22 protein-coding genes are annotated in these 19,544 nt (G+C 70.4%); 15 read left to right on the top strand and 7 right to left on the bottom strand.

What is annotated here, in order from left to right; translation table 11 throughout:
- The first annotated feature begins 130 nt into the window (after nucleotides 1-130).
- From OCS65_RS19375 to ribB, 6 genes are read left to right on the top strand one after another with little or no spacing between them, the layout of a single operon-like run.
- A complete protein-coding gene (locus OCS65_RS19375) occupies nucleotides 131-1,309 on the top strand; it encodes a sugar ABC transporter substrate-binding protein (RefSeq protein WP_263507423.1) in 1,179 nt (392 codons plus the stop codon).
- Nucleotides 1,296-2,834 (top strand): sugar ABC transporter ATP-binding protein, encoded by a 1,539-nt coding sequence (locus OCS65_RS19370; RefSeq protein WP_263507422.1) that lies wholly within the window; start codon nucleotides 1,296-1,298, stop codon nucleotides 2,832-2,834. The genes OCS65_RS19375 and OCS65_RS19370 overlap by 14 nt, the downstream gene beginning before the upstream one ends.
- The gene (locus OCS65_RS19365; protein WP_161995023.1) at nucleotides 2,834-3,865 is read left to right on the top strand and encodes an ABC transporter permease; all 1,032 of its coding nucleotides are present in this window, start codon (nucleotides 2,834-2,836) and stop codon (nucleotides 3,863-3,865) included. The genes OCS65_RS19370 and OCS65_RS19365 overlap by 1 nt, the downstream gene beginning before the upstream one ends.
- A gap of 24 nt (nucleotides 3,866-3,889) precedes the next feature.
- Nucleotides 3,890-4,393 carry an NADPH-dependent FMN reductase gene (locus OCS65_RS19360; protein ID WP_263507421.1) on the top strand — a complete coding sequence of 168 codons (504 nt, stop codon included), beginning with the start codon at nucleotides 3,890-3,892 and terminating at the stop codon, nucleotides 4,391-4,393.
- Nucleotides 4,390-4,875 (top strand): flavin reductase family protein, encoded by a 486-nt coding sequence (locus tag OCS65_RS19355; protein WP_263507420.1) that lies wholly within the window; start codon nucleotides 4,390-4,392, stop codon nucleotides 4,873-4,875. The genes OCS65_RS19360 and OCS65_RS19355 overlap by 4 nt, the downstream gene beginning before the upstream one ends.
- Nucleotides 4,872-6,092, top strand: a complete 1,221-nt coding sequence (ribB, locus tag OCS65_RS19350) for a 3,4-dihydroxy-2-butanone-4-phosphate synthase (RefSeq protein ID WP_263507419.1) — start codon at nucleotides 4,872-4,874, stop codon at nucleotides 6,090-6,092. Before OCS65_RS19355 ends, ribB begins: the two co-directional genes overlap by 4 nt.
- Nucleotides 6,093-6,183: 91 nt before the next feature.
- Here ribB and OCS65_RS19345 read toward each other — a convergent pair whose 3' ends face one another.
- Nucleotides 6,184-6,807 carry a DUF3558 domain-containing protein gene (locus OCS65_RS19345; RefSeq protein WP_263507418.1) on the bottom strand — a complete coding sequence of 208 codons (624 nt, stop codon included), beginning with the start codon at nucleotides 6,805-6,807 and terminating at the stop codon, nucleotides 6,184-6,186.
- Entirely contained in the window at nucleotides 6,804-7,136 is a 333-nt protein-coding gene (locus OCS65_RS19340) for a hypothetical protein (protein ID WP_043797274.1), read from the bottom strand. Before OCS65_RS19340 ends, OCS65_RS19345 begins: the two co-directional genes overlap by 4 nt.
- A gap of 543 nt (nucleotides 7,137-7,679) precedes the next feature.
- Here OCS65_RS19340 and OCS65_RS19335 point away from each other — a divergent pair.
- The 4 genes from OCS65_RS19335 to OCS65_RS19320 all read left to right on the top strand — a co-directional run bounded on the left by OCS65_RS19335 (nucleotide 7,680) and on the right by OCS65_RS19320 (nucleotide 9,837).
- Entirely contained in the window at nucleotides 7,680-7,964 is a 285-nt protein-coding gene (locus OCS65_RS19335) for a hypothetical protein (protein WP_263507417.1), read from the top strand.
- Between the two features lie 104 nt (nucleotides 7,965-8,068).
- On the top strand, nucleotides 8,069-8,275 hold the full coding sequence (locus tag OCS65_RS19330; RefSeq protein WP_006939490.1) for a hypothetical protein: 207 nt from the start codon (nucleotides 8,069-8,071) through the stop codon (nucleotides 8,273-8,275).
- A complete protein-coding gene (locus OCS65_RS19325) occupies nucleotides 8,269-8,556 on the top strand; it encodes a hypothetical protein (protein ID WP_006939487.1) in 288 nt (95 codons plus the stop codon). The genes OCS65_RS19330 and OCS65_RS19325 overlap by 7 nt, the downstream gene beginning before the upstream one ends.
- Nucleotides 8,557-8,622: 66 nt before the next feature.
- A complete protein-coding gene (locus OCS65_RS19320; RefSeq protein WP_006939485.1) occupies nucleotides 8,623-9,837 on the top strand; it encodes a GNAT family N-acetyltransferase in 1,215 nt (404 codons plus the stop codon).
- 24 nt (nucleotides 9,838-9,861) lie between these two features.
- Here the strand turns inward: OCS65_RS19320 and OCS65_RS19315 are convergent, their stop codons facing one another.
- From OCS65_RS19315 to OCS65_RS19300, 4 genes are all read right to left on the bottom strand, one after another.
- Nucleotides 9,862-10,542 (bottom strand): DedA family protein, encoded by a 681-nt coding sequence (locus OCS65_RS19315; protein WP_231772924.1) that lies wholly within the window; start codon nucleotides 10,540-10,542, stop codon nucleotides 9,862-9,864.
- 56 nt (nucleotides 10,543-10,598) lie between these two features.
- Nucleotides 10,599-11,747: a serine hydrolase domain-containing protein gene (locus tag OCS65_RS19310; protein ID WP_065922738.1), complete on the bottom strand. Its 1,149-nt coding sequence runs from the start codon at nucleotides 11,745-11,747 to the stop codon at nucleotides 10,599-10,601.
- 103 nt (nucleotides 11,748-11,850) lie between these two features.
- Nucleotides 11,851-11,985 carry a hypothetical protein gene (locus OCS65_RS19305; protein ID WP_263507416.1) on the bottom strand — a complete coding sequence of 45 codons (135 nt, stop codon included), beginning with the start codon at nucleotides 11,983-11,985 and terminating at the stop codon, nucleotides 11,851-11,853.
- Nucleotides 11,986-12,022: 37 nt separating this feature from the next.
- Nucleotides 12,023-12,472, bottom strand: coding sequence for a DUF5994 family protein (locus OCS65_RS19300; protein WP_006939480.1), 450 nt, complete (start codon nucleotides 12,470-12,472; stop codon nucleotides 12,023-12,025).
- A gap of 191 nt (nucleotides 12,473-12,663) precedes the next feature.
- Here OCS65_RS19300 and ppk2 point away from each other — a divergent pair, with 191 nt between their 5' ends.
- The 3 genes from ppk2 to OCS65_RS19285 all read left to right on the top strand — a co-directional run bounded on the left by ppk2 (nucleotide 12,664) and on the right by OCS65_RS19285 (nucleotide 14,659).
- Entirely contained in the window at nucleotides 12,664-13,611 is a 948-nt protein-coding gene (gene ppk2 / locus OCS65_RS19295; RefSeq protein WP_006939479.1) for a polyphosphate kinase 2, read from the top strand.
- Between the two features lie 104 nt (nucleotides 13,612-13,715).
- On the top strand, nucleotides 13,716-13,925 hold the full coding sequence (locus OCS65_RS19290; RefSeq protein ID WP_044476108.1) for a hypothetical protein: 210 nt from the start codon (nucleotides 13,716-13,718) through the stop codon (nucleotides 13,923-13,925).
- Between the two features lie 50 nt (nucleotides 13,926-13,975).
- Entirely contained in the window at nucleotides 13,976-14,659 is a 684-nt protein-coding gene (locus tag OCS65_RS19285) for an alpha/beta fold hydrolase (protein WP_231771732.1), read from the top strand.
- Nucleotides 14,660-14,678: 19 nt separating this feature from the next.
- Here the strand turns inward: OCS65_RS19285 and OCS65_RS19280 are convergent, their stop codons facing one another.
- A complete protein-coding gene (locus OCS65_RS19280) occupies nucleotides 14,679-16,766 on the bottom strand; it encodes an elongation factor G-like protein EF-G2 (RefSeq protein WP_203329333.1) in 2,088 nt (695 codons plus the stop codon).
- Between the two features lie 147 nt (nucleotides 16,767-16,913).
- Here OCS65_RS19280 and OCS65_RS19275 point away from each other — a divergent pair, with 147 nt between their 5' ends.
- Nucleotides 16,914-17,987, top strand: coding sequence for an alpha/beta hydrolase (locus OCS65_RS19275; RefSeq protein ID WP_231771731.1), 1,074 nt, complete (start codon nucleotides 16,914-16,916; stop codon nucleotides 17,985-17,987).
- A 95-nt stretch (nucleotides 17,988-18,082) separates the two neighbouring features.
- Nucleotides 18,083-19,507 carry an aldehyde dehydrogenase family protein gene (locus OCS65_RS19270; RefSeq protein WP_231771730.1) on the top strand — a complete coding sequence of 475 codons (1,425 nt, stop codon included), beginning with the start codon at nucleotides 18,083-18,085 and terminating at the stop codon, nucleotides 19,505-19,507.
- Nucleotides 19,508-19,544: the final 37 nt, after the last annotated feature.

The raw sequence follows: 19,544 nt of genomic DNA, 5'->3' as shown, positions 1-19,544 counted from the left end.
CCCGATACATTCGAAGTCATCGACCGCATCGGCCGGCCCCGCAACGACGCGCCCCCGCCTCTCGTCGAATCCCGCCTCTCGTCGAATCCCGCCTCTCGTCGAACCTCCGCTTCCCCCTCCAGGAGAATTCATGCGCACCACCCTTCCCGGCCGCGCCGCGATCGCCGCGCTCACCCTCACGGCCGCCCTCGGTCTCGCCGCATGCAGTAGTTCCGGCTCCGGCGGCGGCGACGTCTCCGACGCCGACGTCGCGGCCGGCATCGAGTACGCCCGCGCCCAGCTCGCGAAGTACGCGGCCGACCCGGAGTTCACCCTCGAGGCCGAGCCCTTCCCGATGCGGAACATCGCCGGCAAGACGATCTTCGCGATCCCCACCAACAGCGAGAACCCCTACAACGTCGCCGTCGACGAGGAATCGAAGAAGGTCGCCGAACGCTACGGCGCCACCTGGATCGAATACACCAACCAGGGCCAGCCCGCCCAGTGGGCCACCGGCGTCGAACAGGCCGTCAACCAGAGGGTCGACCTGATCATCCTCTCCCAGGGCATCGACGCCTCCCTCATCAAACCGGCCCTCGAAAAGGCCGAGGCGGCAAACATTCCCGTCCTGCTCACCCACACCATCCTGCGCGGCGAGTCGCTGCCCGCCGGCCTCGAGGGCCTCGTCGACGCCACCACCGACGCCCCGCTCGCCGAGGCCAACCGCCTCACCGTCGACTGGATGATCGATCAGACCGACGGCGAGGGCAACGCCCTGATCATCACCTCCAACGAGGTCCCGCCCGCCAAGGCCGAGGTCGCGGCGATGGAGGACGAGATCGCGCAGTACTGCCCCCGGTGCGAATACAAGATCGTCAACGTGCCCGTCGCCGAGTGGGCCACCAAGATCCAGTCCGAGGTGCAGTCCGCCCTCTCCGCCGACCCCACCATCAACTTCGTCCTGCCCATCTACGATTCGATGTCGCTCTATGCCCAGTCCGGCATCAAGGCCGCCGGTAAGACCGGCCAGGTCGAAATCTCCTCCGTCAACGGCACCCCCGCCGTGCTGAAGATCCAGCAGGACGACGGCATCGTCACCATGAACGTCGGCGAATCCATCCCGTGGCTCGCCTGGGCCACCATGGACCAGGCCGGCCGCCTGCTCCTGGGCTACGACCCCGTCCCGGACGGTGCCCAGCAGACCCCGCTCAAGCTCATCACCGCCGACAACATCGACGAGACCGGCACCCCGCCGCAGCCCGACAAGGGCTACGGCACCGCCTACGTCACCGGCTACGAGGCCCTGTGGGGGTCCAGTGAGCAGCCCTGACCCCATCGTCAACATCGTCGGCCTGTCCAAGACCTTCGGCAGCCACACCGTCCTGAAGGACGTCGGCCTGACGATCCACGCCGGCGAGGTGCACGGCCTGCTCGGCGAGAACGGCTCCGGCAAGTCCACCCTCATCAAGGTCCTCGCCGGGTTCCACGCCCCCGACCCCGGTGCCGCCCTGCAGGTCCGCGGCCGCGACGTGCCCCTGCCCGTCCCGGCCGGCGGGTTCCGCGAACTCGGCATCAGCTTCGTCCACCAGGACCTCGCCCTCGTGCCCGACCTGTCGGTGGTGGAGAACCTGCGCGTCGGGCCCGTCGTCGCCGGCTCGAGGCCGTGGATCTCGTGGCGACGCGAGAAGTCGACCGCGCGAGCGCTGTTCGACCGTTTCGGCCTCGACGTCGACCCCGATGCGCCGGTGTCGAGCCTCGGCGAGACCGACCGCGCGCTCGTCGCGATCCTGCGGGCCGTGGAGGAACTCGGCGACCGCCGCACCCTCCTCGTCCTCGACGAGCCGACCGTCTTCCTCCCCCGCGAGGGCACCGACCTGCTGTTCTCCGTCGTCCGCGAGATCGTCGCCGACAGGAAGGCCGCGGTGCTGTTCGTCTCCCACGACCTCGACGAGGTGCTCGACCACACCGATCGCGTCACCGTCCTGCGCGACGGCGTCTCCCAGGGCACCCACCGCACCCGCGACCTCACCGCCGTCTCGCTCATCGATCTCATCGTCGGCCGCAGCCTCGACTCCGCCGACCCCCGCGTCGCCGGTCCCGTCCGCGACTTCGACGACGCGGCGCCGCTCGCCCGGATCGAGGAACTCGAGACCGCGACCGTCGACGGGATCGGCTTCGACGTGCGGCCCGGCGAGATCGTCGGCCTCACCGGCATCGCCGGCTCCGGCTACGACGACGTGCTGCCCGCCGTTTACGGGGCCCGACCGGCCCGCGGGGGAAGGTTGACGATCGGCCCCGACACCGTTGCGCTACAGACGATCACGCCGATCGACGCGCTCGACCGCAAGGTGGTGTACGTGCCGCCGGACCGCAAGGTGGAGGGCAGCGCGCCGGAGCTGACCGTCGCCGAGAACGTCACCCTGCCGATCCTCGGCGCGGGCCTGGTCAAACCGGGCGCGCTCAGGGCCGTCGCCGCGTCCCTAGCCGAACGCTGCGACGTGCGGCCCCGCGACCCCCAGGCCGTCTACGGTTCCCTCTCCGGCGGCAACCAGCAGAAGGCCCTGCTCGGCAAGTGGCTCCAGACCGACCCGGCGCTGGTGCTGCTCGCCGAACCCACTCAGGGCGTGGACATCGGTGCCCGCGCCCGCATCTTCGAGATGCTCCGCGAGACGGCGCGCGGGGGAGCGGGCATCGTCGTCGCCAGCTCCGACTACGAGCAGCTGTCGGTGCTGTGCGACCGCGTCCTCGTTTTCTCCCGCGGCCACATCGTCGCCGACCTCACCGGCGACCACCTTTCCAAGCACCACATCTCGGACAGCGTCCTCGGACTGACCCGACAGGAAGTGAAAGCCTGATGTCCGTCACCCTCGACAAGACCACCACCACGAAAACTCCCGCACCCGTGGCGGACTCCGCCCGGCCGCGCGTCGCGCTCGGCCCGCTGGTCGAGAAGTACGCGCTCGTGCTGGCCCTCGTCGCCGTCGTGCTCGTGTTCAGCGCGCTGCGCCCCGAGATCTACCCGACCGCGAACAACCTGCAGAACATCCTCGGCTCCCAGGCCGTGCTGCTCATCCTCGCCCTCGGGCTGATCGTGCCGCTCACCGCCGGCGAGTTCGACCTCTCGGCCGTGTCCACCATGTCCCTCGCCGCGATGACCATCGCGGTGCTCAACGTCCAGCAGGGCTGGTCGCTGCTGCCGGCCATCGCCGTCGCCGTGCTCGTCGCGCTGTTCGTCGGCGTCGTGAACGCCGTGCTCGTCGTCCGGCTGCACATCGACTCGTTCATCGCGACGCTCGGCAGCGGCACCGTCGTCCTCGGCGTGGTGCAGTGGATCTCCGACTCCACCTCGGTCACCGGCATCGACGCCGCGCTCGTCGACGCGACCATCGGCACCCGCCTGTTCGGGGTGTCGCTGCAGTTCTACTACGCCCTCGCCCTCGTCCTGCTCACCGCGGTGATCTTCCAGTACACGCCGATCGGGCGGCGGCTGCTGTTCGTCGGGCGCGGACCGCAGGTCGCGCGGCTCAGCGGTCTGCACGTCGACCGCATCCGCGGCGGCGCGCTCGTCACCTCCGCGCTCGTCGCGGCCCTGGCCGGCATCGTCTACGCCGGCATGCTCGGCGGCGCCGACCCGTCGTCCGGGCAGTCGTTCATGCTGCCGGCGTTCGCCGCCGCGTTCCTCGGCGCCACCGCGATCGTGCCCGGCCGCTTCAACGCCTTCGGCACCCTCGTCGCGGTGTACTTCCTCGTCGCCGGGGTCGTCGGGTTGCAGATGCTCGGCGTCGCCAGCTTCGTCCAGCAACTGTTCTACGGCGGCGCACTCGTCGTCGCCGTCGCGCTCTCCGGTGCGGTCCGTCGTCGCACCGCCTCCCGATCCGCGCGCTGAGCGCCCGACCGAAAGACACCCGCCATGAAGACCACCGTCGTCGCCGGCAACCCCAAGCCCGGCTCCCGCACCCTCGACGCCGCCACCCTCCTGGCCACCGAACTCACCGGCTCCGCACCGGACCACGTCGTCGACGTGATCACCCTCGGACCCGGCCTGCTCGGCTGGGGCGACGACGCCGTCAAGGCGGTGGTGGACACCGTCGCCGCCTCGGACCTCGTGGTCGTCGCCAGCCCCACGTTCAAGGCCACCTACACCGGCATCCTCAAGCTGTTCCTCGACCAGTTCGCCACCGGCGACGGCCTGCGCGACGTCACCGCCGTGCCGCTCATGCTCGGCGCCGGCCCGGCCCACGCCCTGGCCCCGGACCTGCTGCTCAAGCCGGTCCTCGTCGAACTCGGTGCCACCACCCCGGCGCCGGGTCTGTACCTGCTCGACTCCACCTACACCACCGACACGCGGATCGCGGACTACGCCCAGCGCTGGGCTCCGGTCCTGCGCTCCACTCTCCGGACGGAGGCCCGATGACCACCCTGACCCTCGACGGCGCCGCGCTGCGTCGCGCCTTCGCCCACATCCCGTCCGGGGTCGTCGCGATCTGCGCCGACACCGGCACCGAACGCCTCGGCATGGCCGCGAGCACGTTCGTGCCGGTGTCGTTGGATCCGCCGCTGGTGGCATTCTGCGTGCAGAACACCTCCACCACCTGGCCGAAGCTCGCGGCACGACCGCGACTGGGCATCAGCGTCCTGAACTCCGACGGTGCCGCCCGGGTGCTCGCGGCCAAGGACGGCGACCGGTTCGCCGGCATCGACACCGAAACCCGTGACGGGGGAGCGCTGTTCGTCGCCGGCTGTAGCGTCCGGCTGGACGTGTCGATCGAACAGCAAGTGCCCGCGGGCGACCACGCCATCGTCGTGCTGCGGGTCCGCGAACTGCACTGCGACGACTCCGGCACCGAGCCGATCGTGTTCCACCGCAGCGCCTTCCGCAGGCTGGTGGCGTCGTGAACCGGGTGGAGGCGGCGCTGGCCGCACTGCGCGCGGGGCGGCCCGTCCTCGTCGCCGACGACGCCGACCGCGAGAACGAGGGCGACGTGATCCTCGCCGCCCACCACGCCACCCCGGAGTGGATCGCGTGGACCGTGCGGCACACCTCGGGCCTGCTGTGCGCGCCGATGACCGGCGCCCGCGCCGACGCCCTGGACCTGCCGGCGATGGTGACCGACAACCAGGACCCGAAGCAGACCGCGTACACGGTGACCGTCGACGCCGCGCGCGGGGTGAGCACCGGCATCAGCGCCGCCGACCGCGCCACCACGCTGCGGGTGCTCGCCGACCCCACCGCCACCACCCGCGACCTGATCCGGCCCGGCCACATCCTGCCGCTGCGCGCCCGACTCGGCGGGGTGCTCGAACGTCCCGGCCACACCGAGGCCGCCGTCGACCTGTGCGCGCTCGCCGGGCTGCCCCAGGTCGGGGTGATCGCCGAACTCGTCGCCGACGACGGGTCCATGATGCGCATGCCCGGCATCGAGGACCTCGGCGCCCGGTACGACCTGCCCGTCCTCACCGTCGCGGAGCTGATCAACTACCGCGCCGCGCACCCGCTGCCCGCAACCGTGGTGCCGGCCGGGCGGGTGATCCGCGCCGACGAGACCGTGATGCCGACCCGGTTCGGCACCTTCCGTGCCGTCGGCTACCTGGACCGGCACACCGGTGCCGAGCACCTGGCGCTGCTCGCCGGCGACCCGGTCGACGGGGCGCTGGTGCGGGTGCATTCGGAGTGCCTGACCGGGGAGTCGTTCGCCTCCCAGCGCTGCGAATGCGGCCCGCAGCTCGACGCCGCCCTCGAGCGTCTCGCGCACGAGGGCGGGGTGCTGGTGTATCTGCGCGGGCACGAGGGCCGTGGCATCGGACTGCTGAAGAAGCTGGCCGCCTACCGGCTGCAGGACGGCGGCCTGGACACCGTGCAGGCCAATCTGGAACTGGACGAACCCGCCGACGGCCGCGAATACGGCGGTGCCGCCGCGATCCTGCACGACCTCGGTGTGCGGTCGGTGCGGCTGCTCACCAACAACCCGGCCAAGATCTCCGGGCTCGAGGACAACGGCATCGTCGTGTCGGGGCGGGTGCCGCTGCACGTCGGCAGGGCCCCGGCGAACGTGCGTTACCTCGAAGCCAAACGACGGCGGATGGGACATCTGCTGCCGGCGGCGGAGGGGTGAGTCGCAGAACTGCATCGGCGGTGTTCGCAGTCGTCCGCTCGTGCGTATTGCAGGAGGGGACGACTGACGGTGGAGCGGCTGTAAATGTCACTCAGCGGCTGCGTGATTCGAACTCGTCGAGGGCGGCGACAATGCGCGAGGAGGTATCTTCGATGCCTGCGCACCACTGGGATTCCGGCAGGGGAACGTTCCGGTCGCGAAAGTGGATTCGGCCGATGATGAGAACGCCGTAGGACGTTTCGACGCTCATGCCGCAGCTGTAGGGCAGGGACGAATTGGTCTTGAGCAGCGCGCGTCGTCCCGCCAGTTGGGTGGGGACAATGTCGTCACCGTTACCGGTGGCCTTCTGCCTCTCCTCCTCGAAGTCGAAGTTGGCGGACAATACGGACAGACCATAATTGGCCAGGACTCCGGGGATGTGCAACGTGCCGTCGTAGGAGCAGCCGAGCATCGTGAAATGCGTGGCGGCGAAGTCCGCATTGTCCTCGGTTCTCGGGTCGTAGCCGGCGGCGGTGAGCACGTCGTCGGGAATGTCGAGGCAGGGGTCGAAGGCGACGAGGGGTCGGTCGGATTCGTCGACCAGGCGCGGCACGCGTGTCGTGGTGGTCACGGGAGTCGGCGGCTCACCCGTTATGACGGCGGAGTGTGTGGACGGCGCGCAGCCGGCAAGCACCCCGACAGCGAGCAGCGCACCGGCGGTGCGGCGGCTGGTCACTGCTCGTCCGAACTCGCGCCGTGCACACGCTGCATCCAGTCGTACTCGGCGGCAAGGAAACCCTCGCCACCGGCGGCGAAGAGGTCCCGCATGTCCTTGAGCACCACATAGAACTGCTCGAGCCGCTCGTAGAGCGAGTCGGGTGTGCCCTGGGCCTTGCGCACGAATCCGGCGCGGAGAGCCTCGGCCGACGCGAACCCACCGAAGCTGGGCGCATCGGTCAGGTTGCGGGCCTCCCCAGCCGCGTCTTTCAGCGTCCCGAGCATGGTGTCGCAGATCGCGACAATCTCGTCGATCGCCTGCGGATCCAGACGAAGTTCCTCGGCCATGAAATCCCCCCATGATGTCCATTGGCCCGGGTACTGTAGCGCGCCGACGGCGTGGGTGCGTCACTGCTCGAACGCGAGATGATGGCGACTGATGGGTGGAACGACCGGGAGTGTGCACCTGCTTTGTGACGCAGGCACTCGCTGCAGCGAGCTGGAACGAGTGCCTACATCTCGGAACGGGTGCAAGCCGGCTGACTCGGTCAGCGCTGCTGCGGGTGATCCGTCGGATTTTCGGCAGCCGGTCCTCCGGCAGTCGCAAGCACCGCGGGTCCTTCTGTGTAAGGTGCCTCGGGCAGGTAGGGGACACAGGGGGCAACTGTATGGGGGAAGCGTTTTCGTCGCGCCGGAAGAACTCCGGCTGCTTGCAGCAAGGACTGCGGAGGCCGGTGCCGCTCGGCGGTGGATCGTGCGTAGGCCGACGGTGCGGTCCGGATCCAGCACCACGCGAGAAACCCTCTCGCTCCAGATGTGTCGACTCCAACGCATACGGTCAACGGTGACAGCGTGATATCGCCGCGGCCGGAAGGAATTGCTGTCGACGGTGTGATCACGGATTACCCGGCGCTCGAGGTCTATCGGGATACGCCCATGGGCGGTACGGAAACTGTCACGATCGAACCTGCCGACAGCGGCAGCGAATACGGTCCGCTCATCAACCTTCCGTTCCATCATTCGATCGGGGTCGGAACGGAAGCGTTCGAGCGTTTCAGGTCTGCGTACGCTCAGTTGCCGCCTTACGAGGCGGGGACACGTCCGGATGCGGATCCGCACCAGCCCACGCGGCTCGGTGGTACGGAGGATGCGCCTCGTGTGGTGGTCGTCCGATGATTCGGCCGGTCCTCCCGCCTGGGCTTTCGCAACGGCTCGATCGGATCGGCTTCTGGGAGGCCGCCACGTGGTCCCTGCCGTTTGCCGCAGCCGGCGGAGCGTCGATGTTCGTCGGGATTGTCGCCGCGATCGGCATGATCGACTATCGGGCGAACCCGACGGAAGGGTGGCTCCTCGCTGTCGTCGCCGCACTCATGGGTGCCGTCGCTGCCGTGCTGGCGCGCTCACGCGCCGAACGTGACCGCGGCATTGCGCTCGGAGTCGGTGGGGCCGCGGTAGTTCTCTGTGTCGTGTGGTTGTTGTCGTGGTGAGCCGTGAGTCGTGGTGGACCAATCGCATCGACTGGTTCGGCCCGGAGAGCTTCGTCGGGGCGCTGTGCGGACTGGTGTGCGTGGCGTCGGTCCCTCTCGGCATTGCCGGCGGCGGCGCAGCGTGGCCGTACCTCGGTCCACTCGTCGGTGGGGGATTGCTGACGGCGTTCCGCGGGCCGGTCCGTCGATTCGGCACGGGGTTGGCCATCTCCAGCGTCGCGGTCCCGTCGCTGCTGGTCGGTGTCCTGTTGTTCGGTGGGGCGGCGGCGGCGTTTCGATGAACGGCGGGCCCGGGCGGAGGGCACGTCTGGGCGGTCCCGTCGCCGTGATCCCCGTATGCTGCGGTAATGCCGGAGATTCGAGTCCTGGACACCGAAGCCGAGCTGCTGACGGCGGCGAAGCTGTTCCGTACCGCGATGATCGGGATGCCGGCGCCGAATCCGCTCGAGCCGGGACAGATCCTCACCCAGCGCGAACAGGGCCGCACCCTCGGGGCGTTCGTCGACGGGCAGATGGTCGGCACGGTGGAGTCGGCGTCGAGTGGCATGGTGCTGCCCGGCGGCCGGCGGGTTCCGCACGCCGCCGTGACGCACGTCGGCGTGCTGCCCACGCACACGCGGCGGGGTGTGCTCTCGGCGTTGATGCGTCGTCAGCTGAGCGATGCCCAGGACCGGGGTGAGGTGGTGACGTCGCTGCGGGCCTCCGAGGCGACGATCTACGGCCGCTTCGGGTACGGCGTCGCCACGACGACGCACACCGTCGAGCTCGACGTGCGGCGGGCGGTGCTGCGTCCGTCGGTGGGCGAGGGCGAACCGGTGCGGCTCGTCGATCCGCACCACGCGTGGGACCTGCTGTCGCGCATTGCCGACGCCAATCCGTCGTCGCGGCCCGGAAGCATCGATCGCATCCCGCCGTGGTGGCGGTCGCAGGAGCACCGGATCGTCGGGGACCGCGAGCCCCGGTACGTCGCGGTGCACGGTGAGCCGGGCGCGGAGACGGGCTTTGCCCGGTACCGGCCGATCGGCACCGACATGTGGTTCGGCAGCCGCGACCGGACGGTCGTCGTCGAGGACTTCTTCGCCCCGACCCGCACCGCCTACCTGGGCCTGCTCCGGTTCCTGCTGAACCTCGATCTGGTCGACACGTTCGTCTTCGCCGCGCTCCCACAGGACGATCCGCTGCCGTGGCTGCTGACGGACTCGCGCGCGGTGCGCTTGCGCAGTGCCGGCGACGAGACGTGGCTGCGCATCGTCGACGTGCCGGCCGCGCTGCGTGCGCGGACCTACGCCGGCACCGGAGAGGTGCGGCTGGCCGTGATCGACGAGCGTCTCCCGGAGAACACCGGGACCTATCGGATCTCGGCGGCGGGGGCCGAGCGGGTGGACGAGCCGGCGCAGCTCGAGGTGGACGTGTCCGCGCTCGCCGCGACGCTGCTCGGCGGGACGCGGTGGCATCAGCTGGAGGTTGCCGGCCTGGTGCGGGTGCTCGACGACGAGGCGCTCCCGGTGGTCGAGCAGCTGTTCGCGACGGCATCGGCGCCGTTCGCCGGCGTCATGTTCTGATCCCGCCCGGGCGCAGTGTCGTGGTCAGCTCGCACCGCTCTGCGCGCGACGTTTCCGGACACGCTTGACGATGGCGTAGCCGAGGAACAGGACGATGGCGGCGATCACGATGTTCTGGAACACCGACGCGTACGGCTCGACCCGCGCCCAGTTCGCTCCCAGCCCGTAGCCGGCGAGGACGAAGATCGTGTTCCAGACGAGGCTGCCGGCGGTGGTGAACAGCACGAATCGCCACGCGGGCATGCGGGTGACGCCGGCGGGGATGGAGATGAGGCTGCGGAACAGCGGGACCATCCGGCCGAAGAACACGGCCTTGCTGCCGTGCCGCTCGAACCATGCGGTGGTGCGGTCGAGGTCCGCGACGTCGACGAGGGGGAGCCTGTCGACGATCCGGCGGATGCGGTCCGGTCCGACGCCGCGCCCGGCCGCGTAGAGGCCGAGGGCGCCGGCGAGCGAGCCGAGAGTGGTCCAGAACAGCGCCCCGAAGAGGGTGAAGCTGCCCAGGCTCGCGGCGAACCCGGCCAGCGGCAGGATGACCTCGCTGGGCAGCGGCGGGAAGAAGTTCTCCAGCGCGATCGCGATCCCCGCTCCGACGCCGCCGAGCCGGTCCATGAGGGACAGCGCCCAGCCGGCGAGGCCCTCGGTCGGGACGGCGGCGTCGGCCGGTATGGCGGCGAGGAGTGGTGCAGTCACCCCACCCACGATAACGGCGGATCACGCCGGATCCGGCCGACGTGAGGGCCGCCACGGCCTCGTCCCGGTCAGGATCCGGCGAGCGCGGCCTGCAGTTTCTGCACCACGGCGGGGGCGGGGTTCTGGTTCTGGGCATTGGGGATGTCGCTGTTGACGGCCACGAGGATGATGTCCTGGGTGTTCTTGTCGTAGCCGAAGTAGGTGTTGAAGCCGGGCAGCTCGCCGGTGTGGCTGAGCCAGCCGTCGGCGTCGCCGAGCCCGAGCCCGTACGCCGCGGTCGCGGTGTTCGGTGGCAGCCCGTACAGGAACGACGACATGCGCACGTCCTGGGTCTGCTGGTCGTAGAGCCCCTCGCCGGTGCCGATGGCCTTCGCCCAGATCTGCAGGTCGTCGAGGGTGGAGATCATCGCCCCGGCGGCCCATGCCCACGAGGGATCCCAGTTGGTGGGGTCGGTGGTCTGTCCCTCCGGCTGGCCCTGCTCGGTGATGCCTTCGAGGTGGGGGGAGGGGATCTCGGCGGTGTCGGGGAAGGAGGTCTCCCGCATCCCGAGCGGCTCGATGATCTTCCCGGTGATGTAGTCGCCCAGGCTCTGCCCGCTGACCTGCTCGACGACCAGGCCGAGGGCGATGAGGTTCGAGTTCGAGTACTCCCACTTCTCCCCGGGCGGGAAGTTCGGCGGCGCTCCACGCACGATGTCGAGCAGCTGCTCGGGAGTCCAGGGCTTGGTCGGGTCGCCGAAGAGCTGGTTCTGGAAGTTCTCGTCGAAGGTGTAGCTGGGGATGCCGCTGGTCATGTCGGCGAGCTGGCGCAGGGTGGCGGTGTCGCCGTTGGGCAGGCCGGGCACGTACTTGCCGATGGGGTCGTCGAGCGACAGCTTGCCGTCCTGCATCAGCTGGAGCACCGCGGTGACGGTGAACGTCTTGGTGATGCTGCCGATGCGGGTGTGGTCGGAGGCGGTCGGGGGCTCGGTGGAGTCCTGGCCTGCGGTCCCGGAACTGCCGGTCCACTCGTAGTCGGCGGTGATCACCCGCGCGACGACGCCGGGGAACTTGAAGTCGTTGCGCACGTCGTCGAGCGCGGTCTGGAACTTCTCGGCCTGGGCCGCGTCGGGCGCGCGGGTGGTCGTCGTCGCGGAGTCCTCGGTGCCGGTGTCGGAGCCGCAGGCCGCGGCCACCACCACGAATGCGCTCACGGCGAGGATCGAAAGACGGCGCATCGCAGCTCCCAGGGTCGGCAGGATGACAACATCATCGGACCTCAGTGTGAACCCTGCACCGGCGCAGCGCGTGCAGTTCGATCATGAAAGCGGCGGCGGGCGCTCAGTTCGGTGCGGAGAAGAGGCCGGAGTAGTCGTACGGTCCGTGACGCCGGGTGTCCGCCTCGAGGTCGGCGGTGGTGTCCGGCTCGGCGGGCGTGCCGGGCTGAAGGAAGATCGGGTACTCGTGGTGCTGCATGGTGTCCTGTTCTGTGGAGCGATCGGGGAGGGAAGGGTCAGTGGTCGCCGGGCGCATCGGCGACTGTTCGCATGATCTCGTAGGCGCGGTCCGGATCGGTGTGGGGATCGACGAGCGTCAGCGCGATCCGCGTGTCGTTCTCGCCGAACAGATACATCAGGTTCGCCGGCTGTCCGGGAATCGGACCGGTGATCTCGATGTCGTCGACGTCGTCGATGCGTCGCTGAGCGGAGCTGACCGCATTCCATTCGAACGCGATCCGTGCGACGGACCCGAGCCGCGGGGCGAGTGCCGAGATCAGGTCGTGCAGCTCCGAGGTGATGTTCGAGGTCCAGGGAAACCATGCGCCGTCGACGGACGACGTGGGCGCCCCGGCAGGTCGCAGCAGCAGCCGCGGGGTGCGTGTGGGCTCGGGGAACGGCTGCGTTCCCGCCCGTGCCGGCGCATCCCGGCGGGTGCCGGGATGTGGAGGCGGTGTGTGCGTCACAGGACGCTCCTTGGTCGGCCGCGAATCAGCCGGAAAGATGTTCCAATCGGGGCCCATCGAGCGGGAGGCTCGACGCGAGATGCCCATCGATACCCGAAGCCTACAGGGTGGGGCCGGGAACGGGCGAATGTGCAGCGGGTCGCACACCCGATCGAACCGCGGGGTGCGGGTGCCGGCGGTAATCTCACGGAGTGGACGAGTTGAACGAGAACGGCGAGCCGTTCGAACTCGCGTCGGACGGCCAGGTCGACGTCACCCCGGAGATCGACGAAATCGGCGAGCTGCTGCGCAAGTCGGGCCGCGAGAACCTGGTCGCCGACGTCGACGAACCGTGGCGGCACGGGTATCCGTACGACACGAAGATGACGCGGCGGCAGTACGAGGCCCGCAAACGCCGGCTGCAGATCGAACTGCTCAAGCTGCAGGCCTGGGTCAAGGAGTACGACGAGAAGATCGTCATCATCTTCGAGGGCCGCGACGCGGCCGGCAAGGGTGGGGCGATCAAGCGGTTCACCGAGCACCTCAATCCCCGCGGCGCGCGGGTGATGGCGCTCGAGAAGCCCACCGAGCGTGAACGCACGCAGTGGTATTTCCAGCGCTACGTCGAGCACCTGCCGGCGGGTGGGGAGATCGTGCTGATGGACCGGTCCTGGTACAACCGGGCCGGCGTCGAACGGGTGATGGGCTACTGCACCCCGAACGAGTATCGCGAATTCACCCGCTCCGCACCGGAATTCGAGCGGATGCTGGTGCAGTCGGGGATCCATCTGGTCAAGTTCTGGTTCTCGGTGGGCCGCGAGGAGCAGCACGCGCGGTTCGTCGCGCGCAGCACCGATCCGGTCAAGCAGTGGAAACTCTCGCCGACGGACCTCGCGAGCCTCGACAAGTGGGACGCGTACACGGAGGCGAAGGAGGCGATGCTGTTCTACACCGACACCCCGCACGCGCCGTGGACCATCGTCAAGGCGAACGACAAGAAGCGCTCGCGGATCGAGGCCATGAAGTGGGTGCTGCACCGCTTCGACTACACCGGCAAGGATCCGCGCGTGGTCCGCACCCCGGATCCGCTGATCATCGGCTCGCCCGAGACGGTGTACGACGAGGGGGAGCGCCCCTCGGAGTCCTTTCCGACGATGTGATCTGCGCCCGGCGACCGCCCGCGCCGTTTCGGGGTGCGGGAGACCGGGTACTGCGAGAGGGCCGAACCGGCGGATGCCGGCCGACATCGAAAGGACGTCACACCGTGGGAAGTCCGGATGAGCGCGATGAGCGCGAAGAGCCCGTGGAGGCCACCGACCGCCCCGCCCCGGTCACCCGGGAAGACCTGGAGAACCTGGTGGACGACATGGAGAAGCGGGTCGAGTCCGAGCGCGAGGAGGAGGGCGTCGAGGGCAGCGTCTCGGACCGCGAGGAGCAGAAGCCGATCGTGACGGGCGACGAGGCGCCGGACTGACCGGGCCGTGTCGTCACCGACCGGGAGCCGCCGATGCCCGATGCCATGACATGACCCGTGCCTTCGTCCTGCTGCCGGGGGCCGGCTCGGACTCGTGGTACTGGCACCGGGTGGTGCCGCTGCTGCGCGAGCGTGGGCACGAGGTCGTCCCGGTCGACCTGCCGTACACCGATCCCGGCGCCGACCAGTACGCGTACGCGGACGTCGTGGTGGCGGCCGGCCGGGACGTCGCGCGGCCGCCGACCTTGGTCGCGCAGTCGATGTCCGCGTTCACCGCGGCGATCGCCGCCGAGCGGATGCCCGTCGACGGGCTGATCCTGGTGGCCCCGATGATTCCGGCGCCGGGCGAGTCGCCGGGGCAGTGGTGGTCGGCGGTGGGGCAGGCCGAGGCGAAGCGCGCGCAGGACGTCGCCGAGGGGCGCGATCCGGACGCGCCGCTGGATCCGCGCGGGCTGTTCTTCCACGACGTGCCCGCCGACGTGGTCGACGAGGCCTTCGCGCACGAGCAGCCGGGCATGTCGGAGGCGGCGTTCGAGCCGGCGTGGCGGGCGCCGCGGTGGCCGGACGTGCCGGTGCGGGTGATCGCGGGCCGTCACGATCGGTTGTTCCCGTTGCCGCTGATCGAGCGCCTCGCTCGCGAGCGGCTGGGCGTGGAGCCCGAGGTGATCGACAGCGGGCACCTGCCCGCCCTCGCCCGCCCGGCGGAACTGGCGTCGCTGCTGCTGCGGGAATGAGGATCCGTCGCCGGACGCGTTACCGGCTTCCGCTGCGGGACTTGCCGTTCGACGTGGCCGTCTCCTGGCCGCCGGTGAACTGCGCCGCCACCGCGGCGGGCATCGCCTCGTAGCGCAGGTGCATCCGGGCGAACTCGGCGGTGCCCTGGGTGAGCGACCGCAGATCGACCGGGTAGCGGGCGAGTTCGAGCTCGGGGACCTCCGCGCGCAGCAGGGTCCTGCCCGGCTCGGCGCTCTCGGTGCCGAGGACCCGGCCGCGCCGGGCGGACAGGTCGCCGAGGACGGCGCCGAGGTACTCCTCGGGCAGGATCACCCGCACCGCGGCGACGGGTTCGAGCAGCTTGACCTCGGTGTGGGTGGCGGCGTCGCGCAGCGCCAGCCCGGCCGCGGTCTGGAACGCGGCGTCGGAGGAGTCCACCGAGTGTGCCTTGCCGTCGACGAGGGTGACGCGGACGTCGATGAGCGGGTTTCCGGTGGCCACACCCTTGGCGGCCTGCGCACGCACGCCCTTCTCGACGGACGGGAAGAACTGCCTGGGCACGGCGCCGCCGACGACGCGTTCGGCGAATTCGATGCCGCCGCCGATGGGCAGCGGTTCGACCTCGACGTCGCACACCGCGTACTGGCCGTGGCCGCCGGACTGTTTGACGAGGCGGCCGTGGCCCTTGGCGGGGGCCGCGAACGTCTCGCGCAGCGCCACCCGGTACGGGACGGCGTCGACGTTCACGCCGTGGCGGGTGCGCAGCCGGTCGAGGACGACCTCGGCGTGGGCCTCGCCCGTGCACCACAGCACCAGTTGGTGGGTGTCGGGGTTCTGCTCGAGACGCAGGGCGGGGTCCTCGGCGGTCAGCCGGGAGAGGGCCTGCGAGAGCTTGTCGTCGTCGCTGCGGCTGTGGGCCTCGACGGCCACGGGCAGCAGCGGCTCGGGCAGCGGCCAGCGGTCCAGCAGGGTCGATGCCCCCGCTTCGGAGAGGGTGTCGCCGGGCTGGGCGGTGACGAGCTTGGCGATGCACACCAGATCGCCGGCGACGGCCTCGGGCACCGGTCGCTGTTGCCGGCCGAACGGGCTGGTGAGGGTCGCGACGCGCTCGGTGGTGTCGTCGCCGGCGGACCCGGCCAGCCGGATCGTCGTGTCGGGGCGCAGCGTTCCGGAGAACACCCGCACCAGGCTGATGCGCCCGACGTACGCATCCCCGGCGACACGGATCACCTGCGCCGTCAACGGCCCCGCGGGATCGGCGGCGGGGGCGGGCGGACGACGGTGGGTGGGGTCGGGGAAGGCCATCGCGACGAGATCGAGCAGTTCGGCGGCGCCGACCCCGTAGTCGGTGGTGGCGAGCGCGGGATGCAGTGCACAGTCGACGATCTCGTGCCGCAGCCCCTCGTCGAGGGACTCGGTGTCGAGGGCCTCGCCGGCGAGGTAGCGCTCCATGAGCGTGTCGTCCTGGCCGGAGATCGCCTCGACGAGGCTCTCGCGCGCGGCGCCGGTGTCCGGCACGGCGGCGGGATGGCCGTAGCCGCGGCCGGTGAGCAGATCGATCGAGCCGCACGGGCGGCCGCAGTCGAAGACCGGCACGTACACGGGGCGCAGGGTGTCCGGCCCGAGGTCGAAGGCGTCGTGACAGGCGGTGAGCATCTCGTCGAAGTCCGTGCGGGCGACGTCGAGCTTGGAGACGACGATGGCGCGCGGGATCGCGGTCTCGGCGCATTCGCGCCACAGGGTGCGCGTGGCGGCGGAGATGGGATCTGTTGCGGAGACGACGAATACGGCCGCGTCGGCGGCGTGCAGTCCCGCGCGGACCTCGGCGTCGAAGTCCGGATGCCCGGGGGTGTCGATGATGTTGATCTTCACGCCGTTCCACTCGAGCGGCAGCACGGCCAGTTGCACCGAGCGGCGGTGCTGCTGCTCGATCGCCTCGTAGTCGGAGACGGTGGTGCCGTCGGCGGTGCGTCCGGCGCGGCCCACGGCGCCGGCGGCCAGGGCCAGGGATTCGGCGAGGGTGGTCTTGCCGACCCCGCTGCAACCGACGAGGACGACGTTGCGGAGCTGTGCGGGGCGCTCGACGGCGGGCGCCCGTTCGGTGCGTGCGGCAGAGCGGTCGGGCATCGGCGACTCCTCCCGTGGCCTGTGCCAAGTGTAGGAGGCGGTTCCGCCGCCGTGGCGTCTTTCGGGATCGGCGGCGGTCCGAAAAGGCGCCGCGGGGGCGATGCTCGAGTTACTCTCAACCTGAACTTGAGGTTTAGGGAGGCCCTCGTGGTTGATGTTCAGCGCCCGGCACTCGTCCGCCTGTTCACGGCCGGGACGGCACTCGCCGCCGTCTCCGTGCTGGGGGCGGGGGTCGCCGTCGCGGCACCCGGCACCGGATCGAATTCCGGCTCGTCCGTGCCGGCGGCCTTCCAGGAGGACCCCGGACCCCTGCCGGAGCTGCGGGACATCGCGACACCGGCCATCGTGGGGGAGACCCCGATCTCCGAACGCGCCGTGCGGCTGACCGTCGCGAGCCCCGCCCTGCGCCGCGACGTGGGCGTCGAGGTCCTGCTGCCCGCCGACAACTCGGCCCCGCGCCCCACCCTGTACCTGCTCGACGGGGTCAGCGCCCGCAACCACACCAGCGGCTGGATGAACATCGGCGGCGCGCCCGCCTTCTTCGCCGACAAGAACGTCAACGTCGTCATGCCCAACGGCGGCCGCGGCAGCCTCTACAGCGACTGGCAGCAGTCCGACCCCAAGCTTGGCCTGAACAAGTGGGAAACCTTCCTCACCGAGGAGCTTCCGCCGCTGCTCGCCGCGCGGCTGAACAGCAACGGGGTCAACGCGATCGCCGGGAACTCGATGGGTGGGCAGGCGGCCATGATGCTCGCCCACCGGCACCCCGAGCTCTACCGGGGCGTCGCCGCCTTCAGCGGCTGCTACTCGACGGGCGACCTGCTCGGCAGCGCCGTCGTGCAGACCAGCACCTCGTCGCAGGGCGGCGACGTCGTGAACATGTGGGGTCCGCCCGGCACCCGGGAGTGGGCCGAGCACGACACCGTCGCGCACGCCGAGAACCTCGCCGGCAAGGAGCTCTACCTGTCCGCCGCGACGGGCGTGCCCGGTCCCCACGAGACGCCCGAGACCCCGGACCTGGCGCGCACCCTCGTCGCCGGCGGCATCCTCGAGGCCGGCTCGCGGATGTGCACCCAGCGGCTCGAGGAACGCCTCGGCGCCCTGAAGATCCCCGTCACCGTCACCTACGAACCCGTCGGCGTGCACGCCTGGGGCTACTGGCGCGACCAGCTGCCCAAGGCGTGGCCGACGCTCCAGCGCGCCCTGGAGACCCGGCCCTGACGCGCCGCGACGGGGCCGGACCCGCTTCCCGCGGCCCGTCGGGGACGCGTCGTACGCTGCGTGTGAAGCACATCACTCGGCGGAGAAGGAACGATATGAACAACGTGCTCGACCGCACGAAGATCTACATCGGCGGCGAATGGGTGGACTCCGACGGCACCGGCCGGATCGACGTGATCGCCCCGGCCACCGAGGACGTCATCGCCGTCGTCGCCGAAGGCACGGCACAGGACGTGGACCGGGCCGTACGCGCGGCGCGGGCGGCGTTCCCGGCGTGGTCGGCGCTCACCGGCGCCGAACGCGGTGCCCACCTCGGCAAGGTCGCGGCCCTCATGGCCGAGCGCATCGACGATCTCGCCGCGCTGGTCTCCCGCGACATGGGCATGCCGGTGACGCTGGCCAAGCCGGTCCAGATCGGCATGCCGCTGAAGAACATCACCCGCTACGCCGAACTCGCCGCGACCTACGACTTCGACGCCGGCGAGGTGGGCAACGCCCTCATCGTGCGCGAGCCCATCGGTGTCGTCGGCGCCATCACGCCGTGGAACTACCCGCTGCACCAGGTGGTCCTGAAGGTGTTCGCCGCCCTCGCGGGTGGCTGCACCGTCGTGCTCAAGCCGACCGAGGTGGCGCCCCTGATCACCTACGCGCTCGTCGACATCTGCGACGAGGCGGGCCTGCCGCCCGGCGTGTTCAACCTCGTCAGCGGGTACGGGCCGGTGGTGGGGGAGGCCATCGCGGCGCATCCCGGCGTGGACATGGTCTCGTTTACCGGCTCCACCCGCGCCGGCAAGCGCGTCGCCGTCGTCGCCGCGGAGACGGTGAAGAAGGTGGCTCTCGAACTCGGCGGCAAGTCCGCCAACGTCATCCTCGACGACGCCGACCTGACCCGGGCCGTCACCGACGGCGTGGCCCAGTGCTTCCTGAACTCCGGGCAGACCTGTTCGGCACTGACCCGCATGCTCGTCCCCGCCGAGCGCATGAACGAGGTGGCCGCCCTCGCCGAGCAGGTCGCGCGGGCCTACACCGTCGGCGATCCCGCCGCGGCCACCACCCGGCTCGGCCCCCTGGTCAACGCCAACCAGTTCAAGCGCGTGCGGTCCTACATCGACCAGGGCATCGAGGAGGGCGCCGAACTGGTCCTCGACGGCCGCGAAACCGGCCTCGGCACCGGCTATTTCGTCGGGCCGACCGTGTTCGCGAACGTGACCGAGGACATGATGATCGCGCGCGAGGAGATCTTCGGTCCGGTCCTGTCGATCATCGGATACCGCGACGAGGACGACGCCGTGCGCATCGCCAACGACAGCGACTACGGGCTCTCCGGCGGGGTCTGGTCTGCCGATCGCGCCCGGGCCGAGCGGGTCGCGCGACAGCTGCGCACCGGGCAGGTCTCCATCAACGGGGCCGCCTTCAACACCGACGCACCGTTCGGCGGTTACAAGCACTCCGGCGTCGGGCGCGAAGCCGGCGTCTTCGGTCTCGAAGAGTTCCTGGAGGTCAAGGCACTCCTGCGGTGACCGTATGGGGTACGTCACGTTCGGGTGCCGCAGAACG

The sequence above is a fragment of the Rhodococcus aetherivorans genome (assembly GCF_025722975.1).
Lineage (GTDB): Bacteria > Actinomycetota > Actinomycetes > Mycobacteriales > Mycobacteriaceae > Rhodococcus > Rhodococcus aetherivorans.
Note: the sequence above shows the minus strand (reverse complement) of the source record. Positions and strands in the feature narration are given on the sequence as shown.